Genomic DNA, 23,183 nt, shown 5'->3' with positions numbered 1-23,183 from the left:
TTTATTTATTAAAACTTAAATAAAATTTTTATTTAAGTTGGAAATCTCATTGATTTCTATTGTAATTTTTGTAACTATGTGAAAATTAAAATATATCCCTTGGCTAAGAAAAAGTTAGTAAAACTGAAAATAATTAAGGCGCTATTGAGCGGAAGCAAAAGCATATTTGACTTATGCGCATTGGTAAATATTAGCGCACCAACCTGCGTAGCTTTAGTTTCAAGCCTAATCGATGATAAAATTTTGCACAAGGAAGGCCATGGTAACTCAGTAGGAGGGAGAAGGCCGGATTTGTACAATATTTTGCAAAATAGTTTCTTTGTTTTGAGTATTGTAATGGAGCGATACCAAACAAAAATTGCAATACTTGATAACTGTTATAATTATGTGGTATCTGCTAAAACTTACGATTTCAATATTTCTAACGAAACTGATCCAATCTCAGCACTCCATAAAATGGTGTCGTTATTAATTAGTGAAGCAAAATTTGATATAGACAAACTTACCGGAATTGGCATAAGTATGCCTGGTTTGGTCGATGCTAAACAGGGTAATAATCATACATTTATTATTCATACAGATCAACTGCGCTCCTTGCAACAGGCTCTTGAGGATACGTTTAAAAAACCAGTTTATATACAAAACGATGTTAAAAGTTATACTGTTGCTGAGAAAAAATTTGGATTAGCTAAGGATAAAAATGATGTTTTAGTTCTTTTAATGGATTGGGGTATTGGATTAGGTATAATTATGGATGGCCAATTGAGAACTGGAACCTCTGGTTTTTCTGGAGAGCTAGGTCATATACCGTTTGTTGACGATGGCATTTTGTGTTATTGCGGTAAGCGTGGCTGTTTAGAAACGGTAGCCTCTGGAATTGCATTGGCACAGAAGGCAAAAGATGGAATTCAATCCGGAGCATATTCTTTGCTAAACAAATTGTCCGATAAGGAAATAAATGAAATTGAACCTCATGTGGTTATAGATGCTGCAAATCTTGGAGATCAGTATGCGATAAAAATCTTGGCAGATGTTGGTGGGCAAATGGGCAAATCTATCGCATCACTGATACAGTTGTTCAATCCAGAAATGATTATTCTTGGTGGCAAGATGGCTGAGGCAAAACAATACATCACAATTCCTATGCAACAAGCTATAAATACCTACTGCATGTCGCAAATAAGGGAAAAAAATACAATAGTTACCTCAGAACTTGGTATTGATGCAGGTATTTTAGGTATTACTAGTTTTGTTTTGGAAAACTATATTGATAAAGAGATAGAAAAAGAATCAAAAAACAAATTATAAACACATAATCAATATGTATTTATAATTTGCAAAATAGAACTTTGGTATTTCCACAAAGTGTGGGATCTTATTTTAAATTAAATCAAAACCTATATCTTCTCTAAAATATTTTCCGTCGAAATAGATGCGACCAGCATCTGCTGTTGCACATTGCAAAGCATTAAATTGTGTGTCTTGTAAACTAGTAACAGCCAAAACTCTACCACCATTTGTTTTTACCACACCGCCCTCTAAAGTTGTGCCAGCATGGAAAGCATAAGAATGACGTATGTTTTCGATGCCAGAAATAGCTTTCCCTTTATCGTAGTCGCCTGGATAACCACCGGCAACAAGCATTACAGTAGCAGCGTTTTTAGGGCTAATTTTTAATTTATAATTGCCAAGATTTTTTTCGGCTGCAGCTTTAAAAAGTTCAACTAAATCACTTTCTATTCTCGGTATTACACTTTCCGTTTCCGGATCGCCCATACGACAGTTGTATTCTATTACGTAAGGTTTTTCGCCAACTTTAATCAAGCCAAAAAAGATAAAACCCGTATAATCTATATTGTCTTTTGCTAATCCTTTTACAGTTGGCTCTATAATAGTTTCTTTAATTTCTGCTAAAAAAGCTTCATTGGCAAATGGAACTGGAGAAACAGAACCCATTCCGCCAGTATTTAAACCTGTATCGCCCTGACCAATCCTTTTGTAGTCCTTCGCCTCTGGCAGAATCACGTAGTTTTCGCCGTCCGTTAAAACGAAAACAGAAAGTTCAATCCCGCTTAAAAATTCTTCAACCACAACGGTACTTCCGGCATTGCCGAATTTTCCACCTAACATTAGTTTTAATTCTTCCTGCGCTTCTGCTACATTATCTAAAATCAAAACGCCTTTTCCGGCCGCTAAGCCATCTGCCTTTAAAACAATTGGCGTAGCGTGGTTCGCTAAATAAGCTAAACCATCTTGTAGGTTTTCGTTAGTAAAAGACTTAGACTTTGCCGTAGGGATGTTATGGCGTTCCATAAACTGCTTAGAAAAATCTTTACTTCCTTCTAAAATTGCACCTTCCTTTTTGGGCCCTATAACGGGAATGTGGGCTAAAGCCTCATCGTTAGCAAAAAAATCGTGAATACCATTTACTAAAGGTTCTTCTGGCCCAACCACCAACATTTCAATGCCTTCCTTTAAAGCAAAAGCTTTTACGGCTTCAAAATCGTTAGGGTTTAAGTTTATATTTTTACCGTAAGCGCCAGTACCAGCATTTCCTGGGGCAATAAACAAATTTGAGCAAAGTGGCGATTGGCTGATTTTCCATGCAAAAGCACATTCTCTTCCGCCAGAACCAAGTAGTAAAATATTCATCAATAATGGGTTTTCTTTGCCAGCAAAGATATTGCTTTATACTTATAAGCCACGAGGAAATGTAAAAAACATAGGTTTTAAAACCAGTTACAGTGTTCAGATTTTGATATTAAACATGCTAAATACGCAATTCGATTAGCATAAGGCAATCAAATTTCGGTATGTGGAAGAATAAAATTAGATTTGCGCCCGTAATGAAGCACATTGTTACTATATCGCTTGTATTTTTTAGCCTTACTCATCTCGCAAAAGCAGAGCAAAGAGTAGATGGCTTACGCTTGTTAACAGAGCGTTATTGCAACAGGCAACAAGTAACTAACGAGAATATTTATATAAGTGCAGCTCAAACAGACGATCACACGAGTCCGTTTTTTCTGTCGTATAACGAACTTACCCTAATTGGCACTTTGCCTGCTTTAAAGGAGCCAACTTACAAAGTTTCTAATCACTTTGTGGCGCATTTAAACACCAGGCGCAATGCAAAAAACAATAGCCCCTAAGCATCATATTTTCTTATATAAACCCACATTCTTTTGGGTAGAAAGCATAAGCTTACACATCTAACTGTCAAGTTGACTTAGCAATAAGCCGTGGCTTGGTTGTTGTAACTCGAATTACGATTTACAAAGTTGGAACAAGTGTAGAGTGATAGCCTTTATATTAATAGGGCTCAATAATTTTATAGATACAACCATTTAACAATTAACAATAACAAAACATGTTAGGATTTTTAGCCAAGATATTTGGAAGCAAATCAGAAAGAGATATTAAAGCATTACAGCCTTTAGTAGCTCAAATTAATGAAGAATACGCAAAACTTTCGTCGTTAAGCAACGATGAAATTCGTAATAAAACAGTAGAATTTAAACAAACCATTGCAGATGCACTGGCCGAAATAGATAGCAAAGTTGCCGGCTTAAAAAAAGACGCTGAAAATTCAGAATTGTCTTTGCAAGAAAAAACAGCTTTATATGATGAAGTTGATGCTTTAGGAAAAGAACGTGATGTAGAGTTGGAAAAAGTTCTTTTGCAAATTATGCCTGCAGCCTTTGCAACTATTAAAGAAACATCTCGCCGTCTGAGCGAAAACGAACAATTGGAAGTTACGGCTACTGATTACGATAGAGACTACGCTGCTCGCAAATCAAACGTAAAAATTGTTGGCGATAAAGCGCTTTGGGCTAACAAATGGACAGCTTCTGGTACAGAGGTTTCTTGGAACATGGTGCACTACGATGTGCAATTGATAGGTGGTATGGTGTTAAATAGCGGTAAAATTGCCGAAATGGCTACTGGTGAGGGTAAAACCTTAGTAAGTACATTGCCTGCTTATCTTAATGCACTTGCTGGTCAAGGTGTACACATTGTAACAGTGAATGATTACTTAGCTCGTCGAGATAGCGAGTGGAATGGTCCTTTATTCGAGTTCCACGGCTTACGTGTTGATTGTATCGATAAACACGAGCCTAATTCTCAAGAACGTAGAAATGCTTATTTAGCAGACATTACTTATGGTACTAATAATGAGTTTGGTTTTGATTATTTGCGTGACAATATGTCGCAAACGCCAGATCAGTTAGTACAACGTAAATTGCATTTTGCAATGGTAGATGAGGTCGATTCGGTTTTAATTGATGATGCTCGTACACCATTAATTATTTCTGGTCCAGTTCCATTTGGAGATCAGCACGAGTTTCATGAGCTTAAACCGCGTATCGAGCGTTTGGTTAATGCACAAAAAACCTACGTTGCGCAAGCTTTAAATGAAGCTAAAAAGTTAATTAATGCTGGTAATACTGGAACTGAAGAGGGCGAAGGTGGATTAGCTTTATTGAGAGCGCACCGTGGTTTGCCAAAAAGTAAAGCGTTGATTAAGTTTTTAAGTGAAGGAAGTGTTAGACAGACCTTGCTTAAAACCGAGAATCACTACATGGCAGAACAATCTAAAAATATGCCTAAGGTAGATGCAGAATTGTTCTTTTATATCGACGAAAAAAATAACCAGGTAGAGTTAACAGAAAAAGGTATCGAATTGATTACCCAATCTGGAGAAGATGCAAGTTTCTTCGTTTTACCCGATGTAGGTACCGAAATTGCTGAAATTGAAAAATCTAGTCTAAGTAGCGAAGAAAAAATCGCTAATAAAGATAGTTTAATGCGTGATTATTCTGTAAAAGCAGAACGTATTCACTCTGTTAACCAATTATTAAAAGCTTATACATTATTCGAAAACGACGTTGAGTACATCGTGGACGAAGGAAAAATTAAAATCGTTGATGAGCAAACTGGTCGTATTATGGATGGCCGTCGTTACTCTGATGGTTTGCACCAAGCGATAGAGGCTAAGGAAAATGTTAAAGTAGAAGATGCATCACAAACTTATGCAACGGTTACTTTGCAAAATTTCTTCCGTATGTACCACAAACTTTGCGGTATGACCGGTACAGCTACTACCGAAGCGGGCGAATTTTGGTCTATCTATAAATTAGATGTGGTAGAAATTCCGACTAATCGTGTGATGGCTCGTAAAGATCATCAAGATTACGTTTACCGCACTATTCGCGAAAAATACAATGCCGTAGCAGAAGAAATTGTTACTTTAACACAAGCAGGTCGCCCTGTATTGGTGGGTACAACTTCAGTTGAAATTTCTGAGTTGTTAAGTCGTATGCTTAAACTTCGCGGTATTAAGCACAATGTGTTAAATGCTAAAATGCACCAAAAAGAGGCAGATATTGTTGCCGAAGCTGGTCAAGCGGGTCAGGTTACTATTGCAACCAACATGGCTGGTCGTGGTACCGATATTAAATTAGGAGCTGGCGTAAAAGAAGCTGGAGGTTTGGCAATTGTAGGTACCGAGCGTCACGAGTCTCGTCGTGTAGACAGGCAGTTACGTGGTCGTGCTGGTCGTCAGGGAGATCCAGGAACTTCACAATTCTTCGTATCGCTTGAAGATAATTTAATGCGTTTGTTCGGTTCAGAGCGTATCTCAAACATCATGGTTAAAATGGGTATCGAAGAAGGCGAAGTAATTCAGCATTCTATGATTACCAATTCTATAGAGCGTGCACAGAAAAAAGTAGAAGAGAACAACTTTGGTGTGCGTAAGCGTTTATTAGAGTATGATGATGTAATGAACAGCCAACGTACCGTAATTTATGCTAAACGTAGAAATGCTTTATTTGGCGATCGTTTAGATGTAGATATGAATAATATGGTATTTGACGTGGCCGAAGATGTGGTTACCGAATATAAAGATTCATCAAATTACGAAGGTTTTAAATTAGAGGTAATTAAAAATTTCTCTGTTGATACCGCTATTACCGAGCAAGAATTCAACAGCAAAAATATCAATTCATTAACTGATATTTTGTTTGAGGAAGTTACCACGTTCTACGCTCGTAAATCAGATGCAATAATTAACCAGTCCATGGCTGTTTTATCGCAAGTTTATGCAGAACGAGGAGAGCAAATTGAACAGGTTGTAGTGCCGTTTACCGATGGTATTCGCCATATTCAAGTTCCTGTAAACCTTAAAAAAGCAATAGAGAATAAAGGTAGAGAAGTTACTAAAGCATTCGAAAAAACGATTATTCTTGCTTTGATAGATGATAGCTGGAAAGAGCATTTACGTGAAATGGATGAGTTAAAACAGTCTGTTCAGAATGCAGTTTACGAGCAAAAAGATCCATTAATCATTTATAAGATGGAAGCGTTTAACTTGTTTAAAGGTATGTTAAATGTGGTAAATAAAGAAGTGGTTAGTTTCTTGTATAAAGGTGGTATTCCAGTACAAGCAGAACCAGAAAATATTAGAGAAGCACAGGCACCAAAACCTCAGCCAAAGTTACAAACTACTAAACAAGAATTTGGTAGTGAAGAGCCAGGTGCAGAGTTTGGCGATACAAGAGAACAAGTTGCACAACAGCCAATTCGTAAAGAAGCAACTGTTGGTAGAAATGAACCTTGCCCTTGTGGAAGTGGTAAAAAGTTTAAAAACTGCCACGGTGCAAATGCATAATTTGTAATACCAGATAAGAATGCCGAATTTTGTAAAAAGTTCGGCATTTTTTTTGGAGTGTCTTTATACTCAACAAATGTTGTGCTTAGCTGTTAAATAATGATGATGAAAAAATATCTACTGGTTTTTGTAATGTTATGTGTACAACAAAGTTTTGCGCAAAGCAAGGGCGAGGTTACCGAAATCAAAGATCCGTTGATAGATAGTTTAATTGCTAGGAGAATAGAACTGAATAAACAAAAAGCTACCACTACAAATCCGGCTAGCAACGTTATCGTTTCTAGTATGGGTTACCGGGTGCAGGTTTTTTATGGTGCAGATAGGCGGGAAGCCTTTAGCGAGCAAAACCGATTTAAAACTGCCTACCCTAGGTTAAGAACTTATATCACCTATAAGGAACCAAACTATTATTTACGCGTAGGCGATTTTAGGACACGCATTGAAGCTCAAAACCTAATGAACGAGTTAAGACCGAGTTTCCCGACGCTTTTTATTTTTAGGGAGAAAATAAATGCGCCAATATTAGAAGAATATAAATAGTTAACGGCTGTCAGTTTTCAAAACCGTAACCGAAAAAACTAAACGATTAACCTTCCCACATCAACACAAATGATTAAAGATAAAATACAAGACCTAGCTGCTAAAATTTACGATGATGTAATTGGCTATCGACACCATATACACGCAAACCCAGAACTTTCATTTAAAGAGTTTGAGACATCAGCTTTTATAAAAGAAAAGCTTACAGCATGGGGTATTGAATTTACCGAAATGGCTAACACGGGTGTGGTTGGTTTAATCAAGGGCGCCATTCCTTCTGATAAAATCATCGCTTTGCGTGCCGATATGGATGCATTACCAATTTTGGAAGCAAATGATAAACCATACAAATCTAAAAACCAAGGTGTAATGCACGCCTGCGGTCATGATGTGCATAGCTCTTCGTTATTAGGTACCGCCTATATTTTAAATCAGTTAAAGCAAGAGTTTGCCGGAACCGTTAAATTGGTTTTTCAGCCCGCAGAAGAATTATTGCCAGGGGGCGCAAGTATCATGATTAAGGAAGGCGTATTAGAAAATCCGAAACCACAGGCTATTATTGGTCAGCATGTAATGCCGTTAATAGAAACAGGTAAAGTTGGTTTCAGATCGGGAATTTACATGGCTTCTACCGACGAACTTTATGTAACTGTTCATGGTAAAGGTGGTCATGGTGCACAACCTCACCAAAACATAGATCCGGTTTTAATAACGGCTCATATTATCGTCGCTTTGCAACAAATTGTAAGCAGAAATGCTGATCCGCGTTTACCCTCTGTTTTATCATTCGGTAAGATGAATGCAAACGGAGCAACCAACATCATTCCTAACGAGGTAAAATTGGAAGGTACCTTTAGAACACTAAATGAAGAATGGCGAAAAGAAGCTCATCGTTTAATGAAAAAAATGGCCGAAGGAATTGCCGAAAGTATGGGTGGAACTTGTGATTTTAAAATCGCCCATGGCTACCCCTTTTTAATTAACGAAGAAAAATTAACAGCAAATGCCCGTTTTTTTGCTGAAGACTATTTAGGTAAGGAAAACGTTATTGATTTAGATATTTGGATGGCAGCCGAAGATTTTGCGTATTACTCTCAAGTTACCGATGCCTGTTTTTACAGATTGGGTACCGGCAACGCAGAAAAAGGTACAACCTATTCTGTACATACTCCAAACTTTGATATTGACGAAGATGCGTTGAGAACCTCGACCGGTTTGATGGCTTACATCGCGTTAAAACAATTAGGGAATTAAGTAGTAAGTAGAAAATAGAAAGGTTTTATTTTCCACTTTAAACGCTAAACTTTAAACTCTTTCTAAAGATTAATGAAAAAACTAATTCTAATTATATCTATTGTAGCACTGTTCTTAAATGCTAATAGTCAGGAAACTATACGTTTTAATCCTGATACCATAAAAACCATTCAGTTAGATTCTGTGGTGAACATTAAAGCGCAGAAATTCGGTATTGAGACTTTTATCAACGCCATAATAAATGATACCAGTTTTTATCAGGCTTTTCGGAATATGAAAAAATATAGCTTTATAGCCGAAAATAGAATTTATACCTATGATAAAAAGAACAAAGTTGATGGAAAAGTTTATCGTAAAATAAAACATAACAACGATGGGCCATACAAAATGGAATATCTTGTTAAAGAAGATAATGGCAAGGTTTACAAAAAGAATGGCAAATATCAGCTTTATACTGTAGAAATGTTCGACTATATCTTTATGAATGCCTACAATACCGATTTTGTGCCTAATGCACCAAGTAGCGACGGTAAAGGCGGTAGCAACGAAAGTTATAAAGACAAGTTAAAAACCTTAATTTTTAATCCCGGAAGGCCCATCAAAGGGCTACCTTTTATTGGTAATAAAACACAGATTTTTACCGCTAATATGCGCCAAAATTACGATTACACCTTTTACAAGGGAACGTATTTAGATTCCATTCCGGTTTATCATTTTAAAGTTTCGGTAAAACCGGATTTAAGTAAATGGACAAAAGATGGTTTGATGATTAAGGAATTGGTAACGATTTTTGATATGCGCACTTTCGAGATTTTAGGTAGATACGTAGATATGAAGTATAGTAATATGCTGTTCGATTTCGATGTGCAGATGAATATAGAAATGAGCTATTTTAACGAAGTTAAATTGCCAACTAAAATCACTTATCAAGGTAATTGGGATTATCCACTTAAAAAAGAAGAAAGAGCAAGTTTTCTCGTAGTACACAAAGATTATAAACTAGCAAAAGGTAAGTAAGCCAGCTTTCTCGCAATGCCAAAATCAAACTTGTAAAACTGAAAAGATTCTTATCTTTAACAGCTTTAAAATTCATTCTATGTATGTAATCTCTAGCTTAAAAACTAAGCTCGGCTTTATTGCCTTGTTGTTAGCCTCAACTGGTTTAAGCGCCCAAATATTATCTTCAAAACAAATAGATAGCGTTGCCGAAAAAACGTTAAGCACCTTTAATGTGCCCGGCATAGCGGTAGCTGTGGTAAAAGACGGCAAAGTAATTCATAGCAAAGGTTACGGCGTTCGCTCTATTAAAACTAATTTAAAGGTTGATGAAAATACGCTTTTTGGTGTGGCATCTAATACAAAAGCAATGACGGCTGCCGCTTTGGGTATGTTGGTTGACGAGAAAAAGATTACATGGGATACGAAGGTAACTGACGTAATTCCGGAGTTTAAAATGTACGATGCGTTTGTGACAAGTGAATTTACCGTTAGGGATTTACTAACGCACCGTAGTGGTTTAGGATTAGGTGCTGGCGATTTAATGATTTGGCCAGATTCATCAACTGTAACCAAAAGCCAACTAATTCATAACCTTAGATTTCTAAAACCTGTTTCCTCTTTCCGTACAAAGTACGATTACGACAACCTGCTTTACATCGTTGCTGGCGAAGTTGTAGCGAGAGCATCTGGTGTTACCTATGACGAATTTATTGAAACGAGAATATTTAAGCCATTGGCGATGTCTAAAACGGCAGCATCGTGGTATCGTTTAAAAGATAAAACTAACGTGATAGATGGACATGCACCTTACCAAGGGAAATTGTTGCCGGTTGGTTTAAGCTTTGGCGAAATTGCTAACGCTGCAGGTGGTGTTTATTCGAACGTTACCGATATGAGTAAGTGGGTAATTACGATGATTAACGCAGGAAAATACGGAGAAAAGTTAGACAAGCAGTTGTTTAGTCCGGCGGTGCACCGCGAGCTTTGGACACCGCAAACCATTATTGCAGGCGGTAATCCATCTAGTTTTAGCAGTTATGGTTTAGGTTGGTTTTTAAGCAATGTAAACGGAAAGTTCCAAGCTACGCATACTGGTGGTTTATCAGGTATTGTAACACAGGTTACTATTTTGCCCGAACTAAAGTTGGGTATAATCGTGTTAACTAACCAACAATCTGGTGCAGCTTTTAATTCCATTACCAATTCTATAAAAGATGGTTACTTAGGTATAACAGGTATGGATAGGATTAAAACCTACAACGATAACCGGTTAAAAAACGAAAAGCAGGCAGATGAAATTGTGGCAAAAGTTTGGACTGATATAGAAGCAACTCAAAAAGCAAGCACGGTTAAGCCAGACGTTAAAAACTTTTATGCAACTTATAAGGATGCGTGGTTTGGTGATGTTACCATTAGTGAGAGAAATGGTAAAATGCATTTTCAGGCAAAAAACTCGCCTAAGCTTAAAGGCGATATGACTTTTTATAAAGGCAATACGTTTATTGTTAAATGGTACGACAGAAGTTTAGATGCTGATGCATTTGTTAACTTTACATTAAACAACCAAGGCAAAGCCGATGGCTTTAAAATTGAAGCTGTATCGCCACTAACAGATTTTAGTTTCGATTTTCAAGATTTAGATTTTAAAATTACTGAACCAAAAAAATAGTTATGAACGCGTATATCAAATCAATTACTCTTCTTGCCGTTTCGGCAGTATTAATTTTAAGCATAGCGATGAAACCTAAACCAAAAAAAGTAATTTTCTTTGGCGACTCGATTACCCAAGCTGGTGTAAACGGAAACGGCTACATCAATCAGCTAAAAAAACAATTAGATTCTTCAAAGTTTCAACTATCTGGAGCGGGAATTGGCGGTAACAAAGTTTACGATCTTTATTTAAGGATGGAAGATGATGTGCTAAGCAAAAAGCCCGACTTGGTTTTTATTTATGTTGGCATTAATGACGTTTGGCATAAATTAGGTGCAAGAACGGGTACCGATTACGATAAATACATTAAATTCTATCAAGCGTTAATAAACAAAATTCAAGCTGGCGGCAGTAAAGTTGTATTGTGTACGCCAACGGTAATTGGCGAGAAAAAAGACAATACCAACGAAGTTGATGGCGACTTAAACTTTTACGCAAAAGGTATAAGAGAGTTAGCTGCAAAAAACAATCTTCCGCTGTGCGATTTAAGAAAAGCATTTGTTGATTATCTTGCTACAAACAATCCGGAAGATAAGGAAAAAGGAATTTTAACCACCGATAGAGTTCACCTAAATGATGTGGGTAATAAACTGGTAGCCGATACCATGTTGCCTTTTATAAAAACCCCCTAACCTCCTGAATTGGGAATTAGAATTAAATTAGTTTAACCATAGAAAATTGAAGTCCTCTTTAGGGGATTGAGGGGTATGATAAACCGCGAAACGATAGACAAAATAATGGAAACTGCCCGTATAGAGGAGGTAGTTGGCGATTTTGTACACCTAAAAAAGCGGGGAACAAGTTTAATTGGTAACTGCCCGTTTCATGGCGAAAAAACACCCTCTTTTCACGTTTCGGTAAACAAAGGCATTTACAAGTGTTTTGGTTGCGGTAAAGGTGGCGACTCGGTGCGTTTTGTTATGGATCACGAGAAATATTCGTATCCAGAAGCGCTTAAGTTTTTAGCCAATAAGTATAATATCGAGGTTGAGGAAACAGTAGAAAGTGTACAAGACGTTGAAGCACAAAATGCTCGCGAAAGTTTGTATATCGTTTCAGCATTTGCTGCAAATTTTTTCGAAGATCAACTGTGGAATAGTAGCGAGGGTAAAGCCATTGGCCTAAGCTATTTTAAAGAGCGTGGCTTTAGGGAAGACATCATCAAAAAATTTAACTTGGGCTACTCGCCCGATGTTTGGGATGCACTTACGCTAGATGCCGTAAAAAATAAGCATGCCGAAGAATACCTGGAAAAAACAGGTTTAGCCATTAGAAATGATAAAGGCAAACTGTACGACAGGTTTCGTGGCAGGGTAATGTTTCCTATTCATAACTTTACGGGTAGGGTAATTGGTTTTGGAGGCCGAACGTTAAAAACCGATAAAAACGTACCCAAGTATGTAAACTCGCCAGAGAGCGATATTTACCATAAATCTAATGTTCTATATGGTTTGTTCCATGCCAAAAAAGCCATTCGCGATTTAGATAATTGTTATTTGGTAGAAGGTTATGCCGATGTACTTTCGGTGCACCAAGCCAATATCGAGAATGTTGTTGCTTCGTCTGGAACTTCTTTAACAATAGAACAAATTCGACTAATTGGTCGTTTTACGCAAAATGTAACCATACTTTATGATGGCGATGCTGCAGGTATTAAAGCTTCGTTGCGTGGGTTGGATATGATTTTGGAGGAAGGACTTAATGTAAAAGTAGTTTCTTTTCCGCAAGGCGATGATCCCGATTCTTACATGCATAAAGTTGGTGCCGGCGCATTTAAAACTTATGTAGAGGAAAACAGAAAAGACTTTATTTTATATAAAGCAAATATTTTACTGGCGGATGCTGGAAATGACCCGTTAAAAAGAGCTGGCATTATTAGAGATATTGTAGAAAGTATTGCTAAAATTCCAGATAATATAAAAGCTTCAGTTTTTATTCGCGAGTGCAGCAGCTTGTTGCAGATAGAAGAACGCGTTTTGCTGAGCGAGCTAAACACCATGCGTGCAGCAAAGCTGAAAAAAGCGAGTACGCCTAGCAGAAGCCAACCATCGCATCATCCTGATATGCCACCTGATAATCTTTTTGATGATCAGGCGTCGCCAGCTGGTGAAACCTTAGTTACCGAAAGCAAGGTTGCTAACGACGATTTGCAGGAACAGGAAATTGTTAGGCTTTTATTGGCTTTCGGCCACGAGCTGGTAAGCTGGGACAAGATCGATAACATGTACATTGGCTCTTTTATTATGCAGAACTTAACCGATGTTACATTCGAAAATAAGCTTTGCAAAAAAATTATCGACCACTATAGAATTGAAATAGAAAATGGTCAATTGCCAACTGCAAACCAGTTTATAAAAAGTCAGGATAGAGATATTGCCGATTTGGCGATTACGTTAAGTACATCTCCATACAGTTTAAGCGAAAATTGGTACAATAAGCATAATATTTACGTAAGAGATGAAACCGTAAACCTAAAAGCAACTATTTTAGGTGGTTTGTATCACTTAAAAAAACGCAAGGTTGACAGAATTTTACTTGATTTGCTTCAAGAGATTAAAACCGAAACCGACGCAACCAACCAAGATATTTTACTGCAACGATACTCTTTCATAAAAAACGTAGAACGAGAAATTAACAAATTTTTAGGTTCAGTAATTGTGAAATAGAGCGAAAATATTGTAGGTTATAAATCCATCTTTCGAAAAAAAATGTAACAAAATGGCACAACACAACGATTTAGGTAAACAAGGAGAGCAACTAGCAAGTGCTTTTTTGGTTGCTAAAGGTTACGAAATTTTAGATGAAAATTGGTGTTATGGCAAAGCCGAAGTAGATTTGATTGCTTACATTAACAAACAGATTGTTTTTGTTGAAGTAAAAAGTAGAACATCCGTTATTTTCGGGCAACCAGAAGAATTTGTAAGTATAGCAAAACAACATTTACTAGAAACTGCGGCTGCGGAATATATAGCGATCATGAATCATCAAGGCGAAATACGTTTTGACATAATTTCGGTGCTTTTTGATAAGCAGAACAACTATAGAATTAATCATATTGAAGACGCATTTTGGCCTTATGAATAACAAAACATTATTATCCTTAGCTTTTATATTTATTGTAGCTTTAACCATATCGTCTTGTAAAACAGATAAGTCTTTAGTTTCTTTTAGTCAACCGTTGCAGGGCGATAATATTTTTCTTGGCGATGATGTTAACATAAAACTAGATATTCCGGAGGGCGAAAAAATAGATTCTGTTATTTACCTTATTGATGATAAAGTTGTTGCTAAAACTTCAAACGCTGATTCTGTGTTGCTGGGTACTGGCAATTTGTCTTTAGGTTACCGAACGCTAAGCGCTGTTGTTGCACAGGGCGATAAAAGAGATACCATAATAACAAACATCGTTTTAAAAACCAATCATGTTCCCCTGGCTTTAAATTACAAAGTAATAAATACCTTTCCGCACGATACTAGTGCTTATACCCAAGGATTAACCTATGTAGATGGAAAGTTGCTTGAAAGCACAGGTAGCTACGGTAAATCTGAACTAAAGTACGTTGAATTAAATACCGGAAAAACTATACAACGTACCAAGTTAGAACCTAAATATTTTGGAGAAGGTTCGGTTAAAGTAGGCGATAAAATCATCGTGTTAACGTGGCAAGAAAATGTTGGTTTAGTTTATGATGCAAGCACATTAAATTTGCTAAGTACGTTTCCTTACCAAAGTAGTAGAGAGGGTTGGGGTTTAACTTTTGATGGTAAGAAATTATTACGTTCTGACGGTAGCAACAAAATTTGGACGATGAATGCAAGCACCTACGAAGTTGAAAGTTATATAGAAGTTTATGATAATTTGGGTGAGGTGCAAAGGCTAAATGAATTGGAATATATAAATGGTAAAATTTACGCCAATGTGTACCTAACTAATAACATTGTAATTATAAATCCAGTTTCTGGTGTGGTAGAAGCTAAAATAGATTTAGCTGCGCTTGAGCCAAAAGGTTTTTTCAAAGACGACGACGAAAGGCAAAATAATGTATTAAATGGTATAGCTTGGGATTCGAAAACCAATCGTCTTTTTGTAACCGGAAAAAAATGGCCAAAGCTTTATGAGATAAAAATCGATCAAACTTTGGCCAAATAATGTTATTTAGACGGTTCTTCTTTCGCCTTAGGCTCGCTGATATAGCCGTTGTAACTAATGCTTTGCTTATTATTGCTCATAACATTCAACGTTGCATATCCGCTTTGCGTAATACTTAAATTCATCCTCACGTTATCTTTAACGTCTTTAGAATTTATAGTGATGCTCCAGCCGCCTTTTTTTGTTGCTTTACTAGCGTAAGAAAATTTTTTCGAGGTAAATCTAAATCCACTCTCATCTCTACCAATCGGAGCAGAAAACGATCTTCCATAGTAAGGTAAATAGGAAACAACACTATCAGCCGTTATTCGCACATCATAACTACTTCCCGTTAAGTTAATATTACCGCCAGTATTCATATTTCCCGGCATTCGGTTTAAAACGTTGCTAATGTCGGTGGCATTTAAAGGCATTGCCGATGTAGCCACAAAAACAAAATTTTTGTCATCAACAATTCGCTTCGTAGTTGCCTTATCGGTTTGGGCGTTTGCGGTTATAGAAATGGCTAACAGAATTACCGCTGATAAACTTTTTAACTCATTCATATCGATGTGATTAACTAAAATTTAAACAAAAAAATGGGTACATAGTTTTAAAACCTTGTACCCATCTATGATTCGCTTTTCAGCTAAATTCCATAAAATAATTAAATTTTAAGTATTGGTAATATTTCACCATAAAAATACGTAGTGGTTTGGCCATTTGGTTCACCTTGTAGTATAGCTTTACCGTTATTGTCAATATTCAAGTACAATTTTCTTGTGTTGTTCCCAGTTTTTAGAACATATACAATTGCGTAGCCATCCTTTTTTTTCTTAAAAGATTTTATCTTATAGGCATCATTAGAAAAAGCTAAAAAAGAACTTTTATAAATTTCTTTAACGTTTTTAGGATTTTCCGTGGTAATAATTTTTAGCTCATGATCGTCTTGAATTAAATAAACTGCCTGAGATTTTGTAGAATCAGTCGATTTGAAATTGGATTTAAGATAGCCGGGCGGAAAATAACTTCCATCGCCTAGAATTCGATTATAATACTCCTGTTTTTCAGAAGTAAAAGCTAGCTGGTTTATGTTAGTTTGGCTGGTCAACCTCTCGCTTGCCGCTGGAGACAAAGTACTTGGATTTGCATCTGTATATAAGTTTGGACCGGTAACAGAAATATATCCCGCTTTCGAACCTTTTGTTTTAACGTTATCTACAACAAACGCAAAATTTTTATCCTCTATAGATTTCGATAACTTATCGATTTTTTCCTGAGCAGCTGCTGGCGCTAAATATGCTAATAAGCAAATTAATAATATTTTTTTCATAACAGATTTGGATTTGTGTGTTACTAAATATATAAATAACTTATTATTACAACAAACTAAAACACAGCATTGTTACAATTTTTTCGTTCTTATTCTATCTCCAGCTTTTATACTGATTAATCAATCCATTCGTAGAAGAATCATGAGAATTCACTTCCTCATCACCTTTTAACTCTGGTTGTATTTTTTGAGCCAATTGTTTACCTAATTCAACACCCCATTGGTCGAAACTAAATATATTCCAAATAACACCTTGAACAAATATTTTGTGCTCGTAAATAGCAGTCAAACTACCCAAACTACGCGGGGTAACTTTTTTCAATAAAATTGAATTAGTTGGTCTGTTGCCATCAAAAACTTTAAAAGGTGCTAACTTTTTTATCTCGCTGTCCGACTTCCCAGATGCTTTTAGTTCTTTTTCTACCTCTTCCTCGGTTTTTCCGTTCATTAAAGCTTCGGTTTGCGCAAAAAAGTTAGAAAGTAAAATCGGATGGTGATCTCCCAAAGGATTTAAGCTTTGCGCAGGTGCAATAAAATCACATGGAATTAGCTTGGTTCCTTGGTGTATCAACTGGTAAAATGCATGCTGGCCATTAGTTCCTGGCTCGCCCCAAATTACAGGCCCGGTTTCATAATCTACATTCTCACCGTTTCTGTCAACATGTTTACCGTTGCTTTCCATATCTCCTTGTTGAAAATAAGCAGCAAAGCGATGTAGATATTGATCGTAAGGTAAAATGGCCTGGGTATCAGCATCAAAAAAGTTAATGTACCAAACGCCTAATAATGCTAAAATTACTGGGATGTTTTTTTCAAACGGCGTATTTTCAAAGTGTTCATCACTAGCGTGTGCGCCAGCAAGTAATTCTTTAAAATTATCAAAACCAATACCTAAAGAAATTGATAGACCAATTGCGCTCCATAAAGAATATCTACCCCCAACCCAGTCCCAAAATTCGAACATATTTTCAGTGTCGATACCAAACGCTGCTACGTCTTTTGCATTGGTAGAAAGTGCGGCGAAGTGTTTAGCAATATCTTCTTGTTTAGCACCTGCCTCTAAAAACCAAGCTCTTGCACTATGCGCATTAGTCATAGTTTCTTGTGTGGTAAATGTTTTAGAAGCCACTAAAAACAAAGTCGTTTCTGGGTTAACGGTTTTAAGCGTCTCCGCTAAATGTGTACCATCAATATTAGAAACAAAATGAAGATTTAACCTCGTTTTGTAAGATTTAAGTGCTTCAGTTACCATTACCGGTCCTAAGTCAGAGCCCCCGATACCAATATTTACAATGTCGGTAATCGCTTTTCCGGTATAACCTTTCCATTCCTCAGAGATAATCGCATTGCTAAACTTCTCCATTTTAGCCAATACAGCATTCACATCTGGCATCACATCTTTACCATCAACCAAAACAGGCTTATTACTTTGGTTACGCAAAGCGATGTGTAGAACTGGCCTATCTTCCGTTTGGTTAATTTTATCGCCACTGTACATTGCTTCAATAGCTTTATCTAACTCACATTCTTTTGCAAGTTGTATTAGCAAAGCGATGGTAGTATCATCAATTCTGTTCTTCGAATAATCAACAAGAATGTCTTCGAACAAAATCGAGAATTTTTTAAAACGTTCCCCATCTTGTGTAAATAAATCCTTAAGATTATTTTCGTTAATCGTTATAAAATGGTCTGCCAAGTATTTGTAGGCATTTGTTTTTGTGAAATTTATTTTTGGTAACATAATTGACTGTTTATACGGTAAAAGTACGAATTAGAAAATAAACTAAAACTACCTATCATGTTAGAAAATTTAGAACAATTAGTAAGAGAAAATGCACAAGATGCAATCGTAAATAACGCAGCAGTGCCAAACGAACAGAATGATAATGCCATTCAGGCAGCATCAAGTTCAATTTTTGATGCACTAAAAAGCCAGTTAGCTTCTGGAAATGTAGCCGAGTTAGCAAATATGTTTAACAGCGGACAAGCTAGCGAAGGTAATGCAGTAGTACAACAAGCAACATCTGGTTTAACCGATAAATTAGCAGCTTTTGGTATCAATGCAGAAACTGCAAAAACTATAGGTGCTGCCATTATTCCAGTTATTTTAGGTAAGCTAGCAAACAAAACCAACGATCCAAGCGATAGTTCGTTTAATATTCAAGATGTGTTAGGCAAACTTGCCGGTGGCGAAGATGGAAAATTTGACCTTAACGATGTTATGGGAATGTTCAAAGGTGGCAACCAAAACCAAGCAAATGGCCAACCCGCAGAAGGAAATGTGCTAGATAAATTAAAAGGGTTGTTTAACTAACTAAATAAATTATGGTGAGTGAGCCGAATTCTTAAATTGAGTTCGGCTTTTTTATTGGCTTTTGATTAACTTGTTGAAAATTAATTTAAATGAAATCACTCTTCATCCCCGCATTACTCATTTTCCCCTCTTTTATCTTTGCGCAAAACGATTTAAAACCCGAAGTTTCAAAAAAGGCTGATGCAATTTCTCAAAAGGTTGTAAACTGGCGAAGGGATTTTCATCAACATCCAGAACTTGGGAATTTAGAGTTACGAACCGCCGAGGTGATTGCAAAACATTTAAAATCATTAGGAATTGAAACTAAAACCGGGATTGCCAAAACTGGTGTTGTCGGTATTTTAGTTGGGGCTAAGCCAGGTCCAGTTGTAGCCTTGCGTGCAGACATGGATGCTTTGCCAGTTACCGAGAGAGTAGATGTTCCGTTCGCATCCAAAGTCAAAACCACCTTTAACGATCAAGAAGTTGGTGTAATGCATGCCTGTGGCCACGATAGCCACATAGCCATTTTAATGGGCGTTGCGGAGATTTTAGCAGGAATGAAAAAAGATTTGGCCGGTACAGTAAAATTTATTTTTCAACCTGCTGAAGAAGGTGTTCCGGTAGGGCAAGAAGGAGGAGCCGAATTAATGGTAAAAGAAGGCGTGCTACAAAATCCAAAGGTTGATGTAATTTTTGGTTTGCATATCAATTCTCAAACCCCTGTCGGGCAAATTACCTACAAACCAGGTGGAACAATGGCGGCAGTTAACGATATGAAGATTACGGTAACTGGAAAACAGGCTCATGGTGCTTACCCATGGAGCAGTATCGATCCGATTGTAGTTGCTGCACAAATTGTAAATAACCTGCAAACCATTGTAAGTAGAAATTTGGATGTAACAGAAAACCCTGGAGTAGTAACTATTGGTTCCATCCACGGTGGAGTTCGCTCTAACATTATTCCAGAAAAAGTGGAGATGTTAGGTACGGTGCGCAATTTTACTAAAGAAGACGAGGCGATGTTTATTCAGCGTATTAAAACCATTGCTACTAAAACAGCAGAGGCTTCGGGAGCGGAAGCAGAAGTGCTGATCCCTTACAGTGCACATTATCCGGTTACTTTTAACGATATCGCTTTAACCGAAAAGATGTTGCCCACTCTGCAATATTCCGCAGGTAAAGACAATGTGAAATTAAAATCTCCAGTAACTGGCGCTGAAGATTTTTCGTTTTTTCAAGAAAAAATTCCGGGTTTGTTTTTCTTTTTAGGAGGGATGCCAAAAGGGCAAGATCCTTTAAAAGCGCCATCGCACCATACACCCGATTTTTATTTGGATGAAAGTGGATTTACCTTGGGAGTAAAAGCCTTAGCAAATTTAACGCTGGATTATATGGGGATGAAGAAAAAATAAATTTTCGCTAATTTGTATTAACAATGATAAAAAAGATACTCGTAATTTTTGGGCTTGCACTGAGTTTGCAACTGATTAGTGGTTGTGTAGATTGTAATTGTGACCCCGTAAAAGACATTTATTTCACAAAAAAAGCATTGTCTTTAAAAAATCTGGACGCCAATTTACCTGAGCCTCGGCTTACAAAAGACTCTGTATTTGCTAGTACGAGATTTGGAATTCAGATGCAGTTTGTAACTGAACAGGTTGCGTTAAAGCAACATAGCGTAAATTGGGGTTTAATATCAGCCGCTATGGCTTGCAGTTGCGAGGAGGATAATATAATAGGTAAAGAAGATATTTCATCTGTAGCCATATTTTCAAACAATGATTTTGATGCTAGTCATCCAAAAAATACCGACCTCAGTTTGTATTTTAAAGCGAAATGGAATAATGCTGACATGCCGATAGCCGATTATCTAAAAATTTTAAAAGATTTGAAGCATTCGGCCATTATAGCTTTTTACCAAGGGATATTTTTACAGCAAGCGCCAACAGCAAGTAAAAGACATAAGTTTAAAGTTAAAATTAACTTATCTGACGGCAGAGTTTTGGAAGCAGAAACTACCGAAGTAGAACTGCGGTAAAAACTACTCTGCGAATATTGTTTATTTATCCAGAGCTTTAGGCCATTCGCCTTTTACCATTCAACCTTGTATATTTGCCATTATGACTAAAGAATTATTGCAGGATTTAAGGGACAGAGTAGCGTCGCTGGGGAGGTATCTTTGACGTCGATGAGCTTGTATATCAAATAAGAGAAGAAGAGAAAGTAACGCTGGCGCCTGATTTTTGGGATGACCCGAAAAAAGCGGAAGGTATTTTAGCTAATATCAGCAGTAAAAAGAAATGGACTGATGGTTTTAAGCAAGCCTCTTCTGCTGTAGAAGATACGGTTGTTTTGTACGATTTTTTTCAGGCGGGAGATGCTAGTGAGGCCGAAGTTGACGAGCAATATGAGATTGCTTTAAAAGTTGTAGAAGACTTGGAGCTCAAAAACATGCTCAAAACCAAGGAAGACCAACTAAATGCGGTAATGCAAATTACAGCTGGTGCGGGTGGTACAGAAAGTTGCGACTGGGCATATATGCTTTTGCGTATGTATTTAATGTGGGCAGAGAAAAATGGTTATAAGGTTACTGAACAAGATTATAACGAAGGAGAGGTTGCAGGCATAAAATCGGTAACCATACAAATTGCAGGCGAATTTGCTTATGGATATTTAAAAGGCGAAAATGGTGTGCATCGCTTGGTAAGAATATCGCCTTTCGATTCTAATGCACGTAGACATACTTCTTTTGCTTCGGTATATGTTTATCCTTTGGTAGATGATACTATTCAAATTGATATAAACCCTGCCGATGTAGAGTTTGAAACTTTTAGAGCTGGTGGTGCCGGCGGTCAGAACGTTAACAAGGTAGAAACTGCAGTTAGGCTGCACCATAAACCTTCGGGAATCATCATTAAAAACCAAGAGTCAAGGTCGCAATTGCAAAATAAAGAAAATGCTATGCGATTGCTAAAATCTCAGCTTTTTGAAATAGAACAACGTAAACGAGACGAGGCTACTGCAGCAATAGAAGGTTCTAAGAAAAAAATTGAATGGGGTTCGCAAATCAGAAGTTATGTGCTAGACGATAGGAGGGTAAAAGATCACCGAACAAATTTCCAAACATCTAACCCAAACGCTGTGTTAGATGGTGATATAAATGATTTTTTAAAAGCTTATTTAATGGAATTTTAAACCTATTTTAAGCAACATTTAACTACTTTAAATTAAATAAATGAAAAGGCTATCTTTTTTACTCTTGTTGTTTTTTATGGCAATGCAACTAAATGCGCAACAAGTTATACCCTTGTATAACGGCACCGTACCCGGATCGAAAAAAGCGCCAGCAGATTTTAAAGAAGCATCGATTACAGGCAATGATGGGGTAACTAGGGTTAGCAGGGTTTTCGAACCTACATTAACCGTTTATTCGCCACCTAAACCAAATGGTACCGCTGTTATTATTTGCCCAGGGGGAGGATACAGCATTTTGGCAATTAAAAAAGAAGGATATGATGTAGCGAAGAAGTTTGCTGAAGCCGGAGTAACTGCTTTTGTATTAAAATACAGATTGCCAAATGATACTGTAATGGTGGATAAATCTTTAGCGCCTTTACAAGATGCGTTACAGGCTATTTACCTAGTTAGAAAAAATGCAAGCGTTTGGGGTATTAGCCCAAATAAAGTTGGTATTATGGGCTTTTCTGCCGGTGGGCATTTGGCATCTAGCTTAAGCGTGCACTACAATGATATGAAGATAGCAAATGCAGAAAATATCAGTTTACGTCCAGATTTTTCTATCCTTATTTATCCGGTTATTAGCTTCGGAACCATCACTCATGCTGGTTCGGTAAGTAAATTACTAGGTAATGAACCTACACAAGCCCAGAAAAATTATTTCTCTAACCAAAATCACGTAAATGCACAAACCCCGCCAACATTTTTGGTGCACGCAAATAATGATGTTACGGTACCGGTTAGAAATAGTTTAATCTACAATGAAAAGTTAGTTGGCGCTAATGTGCCAGCAGAAATGCATATTTACCAAGCTGGAGGACATGGTTTTGGACTTAACAATAAAACCACCAAAGAAGATTGGTTCCAGACTTTAAAAAATTGGATGACGGCTAATAGCTGGCTATAGATTTTTAGAGGCTTACGAGTTTCAATAAGCAATGCAGTGGATTTGTAAGTCTTCCCGTTTTTTCTTCGTTCTTTTTGTGCGCAGGCCTAGGTTACTTAAACCCG

Annotated in this window: 20 protein-coding genes; 16 read left to right on the top strand and 4 right to left on the bottom strand. The window is 37.0% G+C overall.

Annotation, left to right across the window (positions count from 1 at the left end; genetic code table 11):
• Positions 1-99: 99 nt before the first annotated feature.
• Entirely contained in the window at positions 100-1,308 is a 1,209-nt protein-coding gene (locus DUT69_RS17315) for an ROK family protein (RefSeq protein ID WP_205314298.1), read from the top strand.
• A 72-nt stretch (positions 1,309-1,380) separates the two neighbouring features.
• Here the strand turns inward: DUT69_RS17315 and purD are convergent, their stop codons facing one another.
• Positions 1,381-2,652 carry a phosphoribosylamine--glycine ligase gene (purD, locus tag DUT69_RS17310; RefSeq protein ID WP_113654514.1) on the bottom strand — a complete coding sequence of 424 codons (1,272 nt, stop codon included), beginning with the start codon at positions 2,650-2,652 and terminating at the stop codon, positions 1,381-1,383.
• A 161-nt stretch (positions 2,653-2,813) separates the two neighbouring features.
• Between purD and DUT69_RS17305 the strand changes: the two genes are divergently transcribed.
• From DUT69_RS17305 to DUT69_RS17260, 10 genes are all read left to right on the top strand, one after another.
• Positions 2,814-3,152, top strand: coding sequence for a hypothetical protein (locus DUT69_RS17305; RefSeq protein WP_113654513.1), 339 nt, complete (start codon positions 2,814-2,816; stop codon positions 3,150-3,152).
• A 218-nt stretch (positions 3,153-3,370) separates the two neighbouring features.
• Positions 3,371-6,673, top strand: coding sequence for a preprotein translocase subunit SecA (secA, locus tag DUT69_RS17300; protein WP_113654512.1), 3,303 nt, complete (start codon positions 3,371-3,373; stop codon positions 6,671-6,673).
• A 105-nt stretch (positions 6,674-6,778) separates the two neighbouring features.
• Positions 6,779-7,213, top strand: a complete 435-nt coding sequence (locus DUT69_RS17295) for an SPOR domain-containing protein (RefSeq protein ID WP_240186751.1) — start codon at positions 6,779-6,781, stop codon at positions 7,211-7,213.
• 69 nt (positions 7,214-7,282) lie between these two features.
• The gene (locus DUT69_RS17290; RefSeq protein ID WP_113654510.1) at positions 7,283-8,467 is read left to right on the top strand and encodes a M20 metallopeptidase family protein; all 1,185 of its coding nucleotides are present in this window, start codon (positions 7,283-7,285) and stop codon (positions 8,465-8,467) included.
• A 72-nt stretch (positions 8,468-8,539) separates the two neighbouring features.
• The gene (locus tag DUT69_RS17285) at positions 8,540-9,484 is read left to right on the top strand and encodes a hypothetical protein (protein ID WP_113654509.1); all 945 of its coding nucleotides are present in this window, start codon (positions 8,540-8,542) and stop codon (positions 9,482-9,484) included.
• Positions 9,485-9,563: 79 nt separating this feature from the next.
• On the top strand, positions 9,564-11,135 hold the full coding sequence (locus DUT69_RS17280; RefSeq protein WP_113654508.1) for a serine hydrolase: 1,572 nt from the start codon (positions 9,564-9,566) through the stop codon (positions 11,133-11,135).
• 2 nt (positions 11,136-11,137) lie between these two features.
• Positions 11,138-11,809, top strand: a complete 672-nt coding sequence (locus DUT69_RS17275) for an SGNH/GDSL hydrolase family protein (protein ID WP_113654507.1) — start codon at positions 11,138-11,140, stop codon at positions 11,807-11,809.
• 75 nt (positions 11,810-11,884) lie between these two features.
• The gene (gene dnaG, locus DUT69_RS17270; protein ID WP_113654506.1) at positions 11,885-13,843 is read left to right on the top strand and encodes a DNA primase; all 1,959 of its coding nucleotides are present in this window, start codon (positions 11,885-11,887) and stop codon (positions 13,841-13,843) included.
• A gap of 52 nt (positions 13,844-13,895) precedes the next feature.
• A complete protein-coding gene (locus tag DUT69_RS17265) occupies positions 13,896-14,261 on the top strand; it encodes a YraN family protein (RefSeq protein ID WP_113654505.1) in 366 nt (121 codons plus the stop codon).
• On the top strand, positions 14,254-15,327 hold the full coding sequence (locus tag DUT69_RS17260; protein ID WP_113654504.1) for a glutaminyl-peptide cyclotransferase: 1,074 nt from the start codon (positions 14,254-14,256) through the stop codon (positions 15,325-15,327). Before DUT69_RS17265 ends, DUT69_RS17260 begins: the two co-directional genes overlap by 8 nt.
• Before the next feature lie 2 nt (positions 15,328-15,329).
• On the opposite strand, the gene DUT69_RS17255 is transcribed toward DUT69_RS17260, so the two are convergent.
• The 3 genes from DUT69_RS17255 to pgi form a co-directional block, all read right to left on the bottom strand.
• Positions 15,330-15,872, bottom strand: a complete 543-nt coding sequence (locus DUT69_RS17255) for a DUF4251 domain-containing protein (RefSeq protein ID WP_113654503.1) — start codon at positions 15,870-15,872, stop codon at positions 15,330-15,332.
• 101 nt (positions 15,873-15,973) lie between these two features.
• Positions 15,974-16,639 carry a hypothetical protein gene (locus DUT69_RS17250; protein ID WP_113654502.1) on the bottom strand — a complete coding sequence of 222 codons (666 nt, stop codon included), beginning with the start codon at positions 16,637-16,639 and terminating at the stop codon, positions 15,974-15,976.
• Positions 16,640-16,733: 94 nt separating this feature from the next.
• Positions 16,734-18,380, bottom strand: a complete 1,647-nt coding sequence (pgi, locus tag DUT69_RS17245) for a glucose-6-phosphate isomerase (protein ID WP_113654501.1) — start codon at positions 18,378-18,380, stop codon at positions 16,734-16,736.
• A gap of 57 nt (positions 18,381-18,437) precedes the next feature.
• On the opposite strand from pgi, the gene DUT69_RS17240 reads away from it, so the two are divergent.
• From DUT69_RS17240 to DUT69_RS17220, 5 genes are all read left to right on the top strand, one after another.
• A complete protein-coding gene (locus tag DUT69_RS17240; RefSeq protein WP_113654500.1) occupies positions 18,438-18,953 on the top strand; it encodes a hypothetical protein in 516 nt (171 codons plus the stop codon).
• A gap of 89 nt (positions 18,954-19,042) precedes the next feature.
• The gene (locus DUT69_RS17235) at positions 19,043-20,347 is read left to right on the top strand and encodes an amidohydrolase (protein WP_113654499.1); all 1,305 of its coding nucleotides are present in this window, start codon (positions 19,043-19,045) and stop codon (positions 20,345-20,347) included.
• Between the two features lie 23 nt (positions 20,348-20,370).
• Positions 20,371-20,973, top strand: coding sequence for a DUF5034 domain-containing protein (locus DUT69_RS17230; protein WP_113654498.1), 603 nt, complete (start codon positions 20,371-20,373; stop codon positions 20,971-20,973).
• Between the two features lie 82 nt (positions 20,974-21,055).
• Positions 21,056-22,130, top strand: a protein-coding gene (gene prfB, locus DUT69_RS17225; protein ID WP_113654497.1) for a peptide chain release factor 2 whose coding sequence is annotated in 2 segments (ribosomal slippage) — positions 21,056-21,115 and positions 21,117-22,130 — 1,074 coding nt in all. Because the reading frame shifts where the segments join, the coding sequence is not laid out codon by codon here.
• Positions 22,131-22,170: 40 nt separating this feature from the next.
• Entirely contained in the window at positions 22,171-23,079 is a 909-nt protein-coding gene (locus tag DUT69_RS17220; RefSeq protein ID WP_113654496.1) for an alpha/beta hydrolase, read from the top strand.
• Positions 23,080-23,183 lie beyond the last annotated feature (104 nt).

The organism is Pedobacter namyangjuensis (assembly GCF_003313325.1).
Lineage (GTDB): Bacteria > Bacteroidota > Bacteroidia > Sphingobacteriales > Sphingobacteriaceae > Pedobacter > Pedobacter namyangjuensis.
The sequence above is the reverse complement of the archived record's forward strand: the minus strand, read 5'-3'. Positions and strand labels throughout refer to the sequence as shown.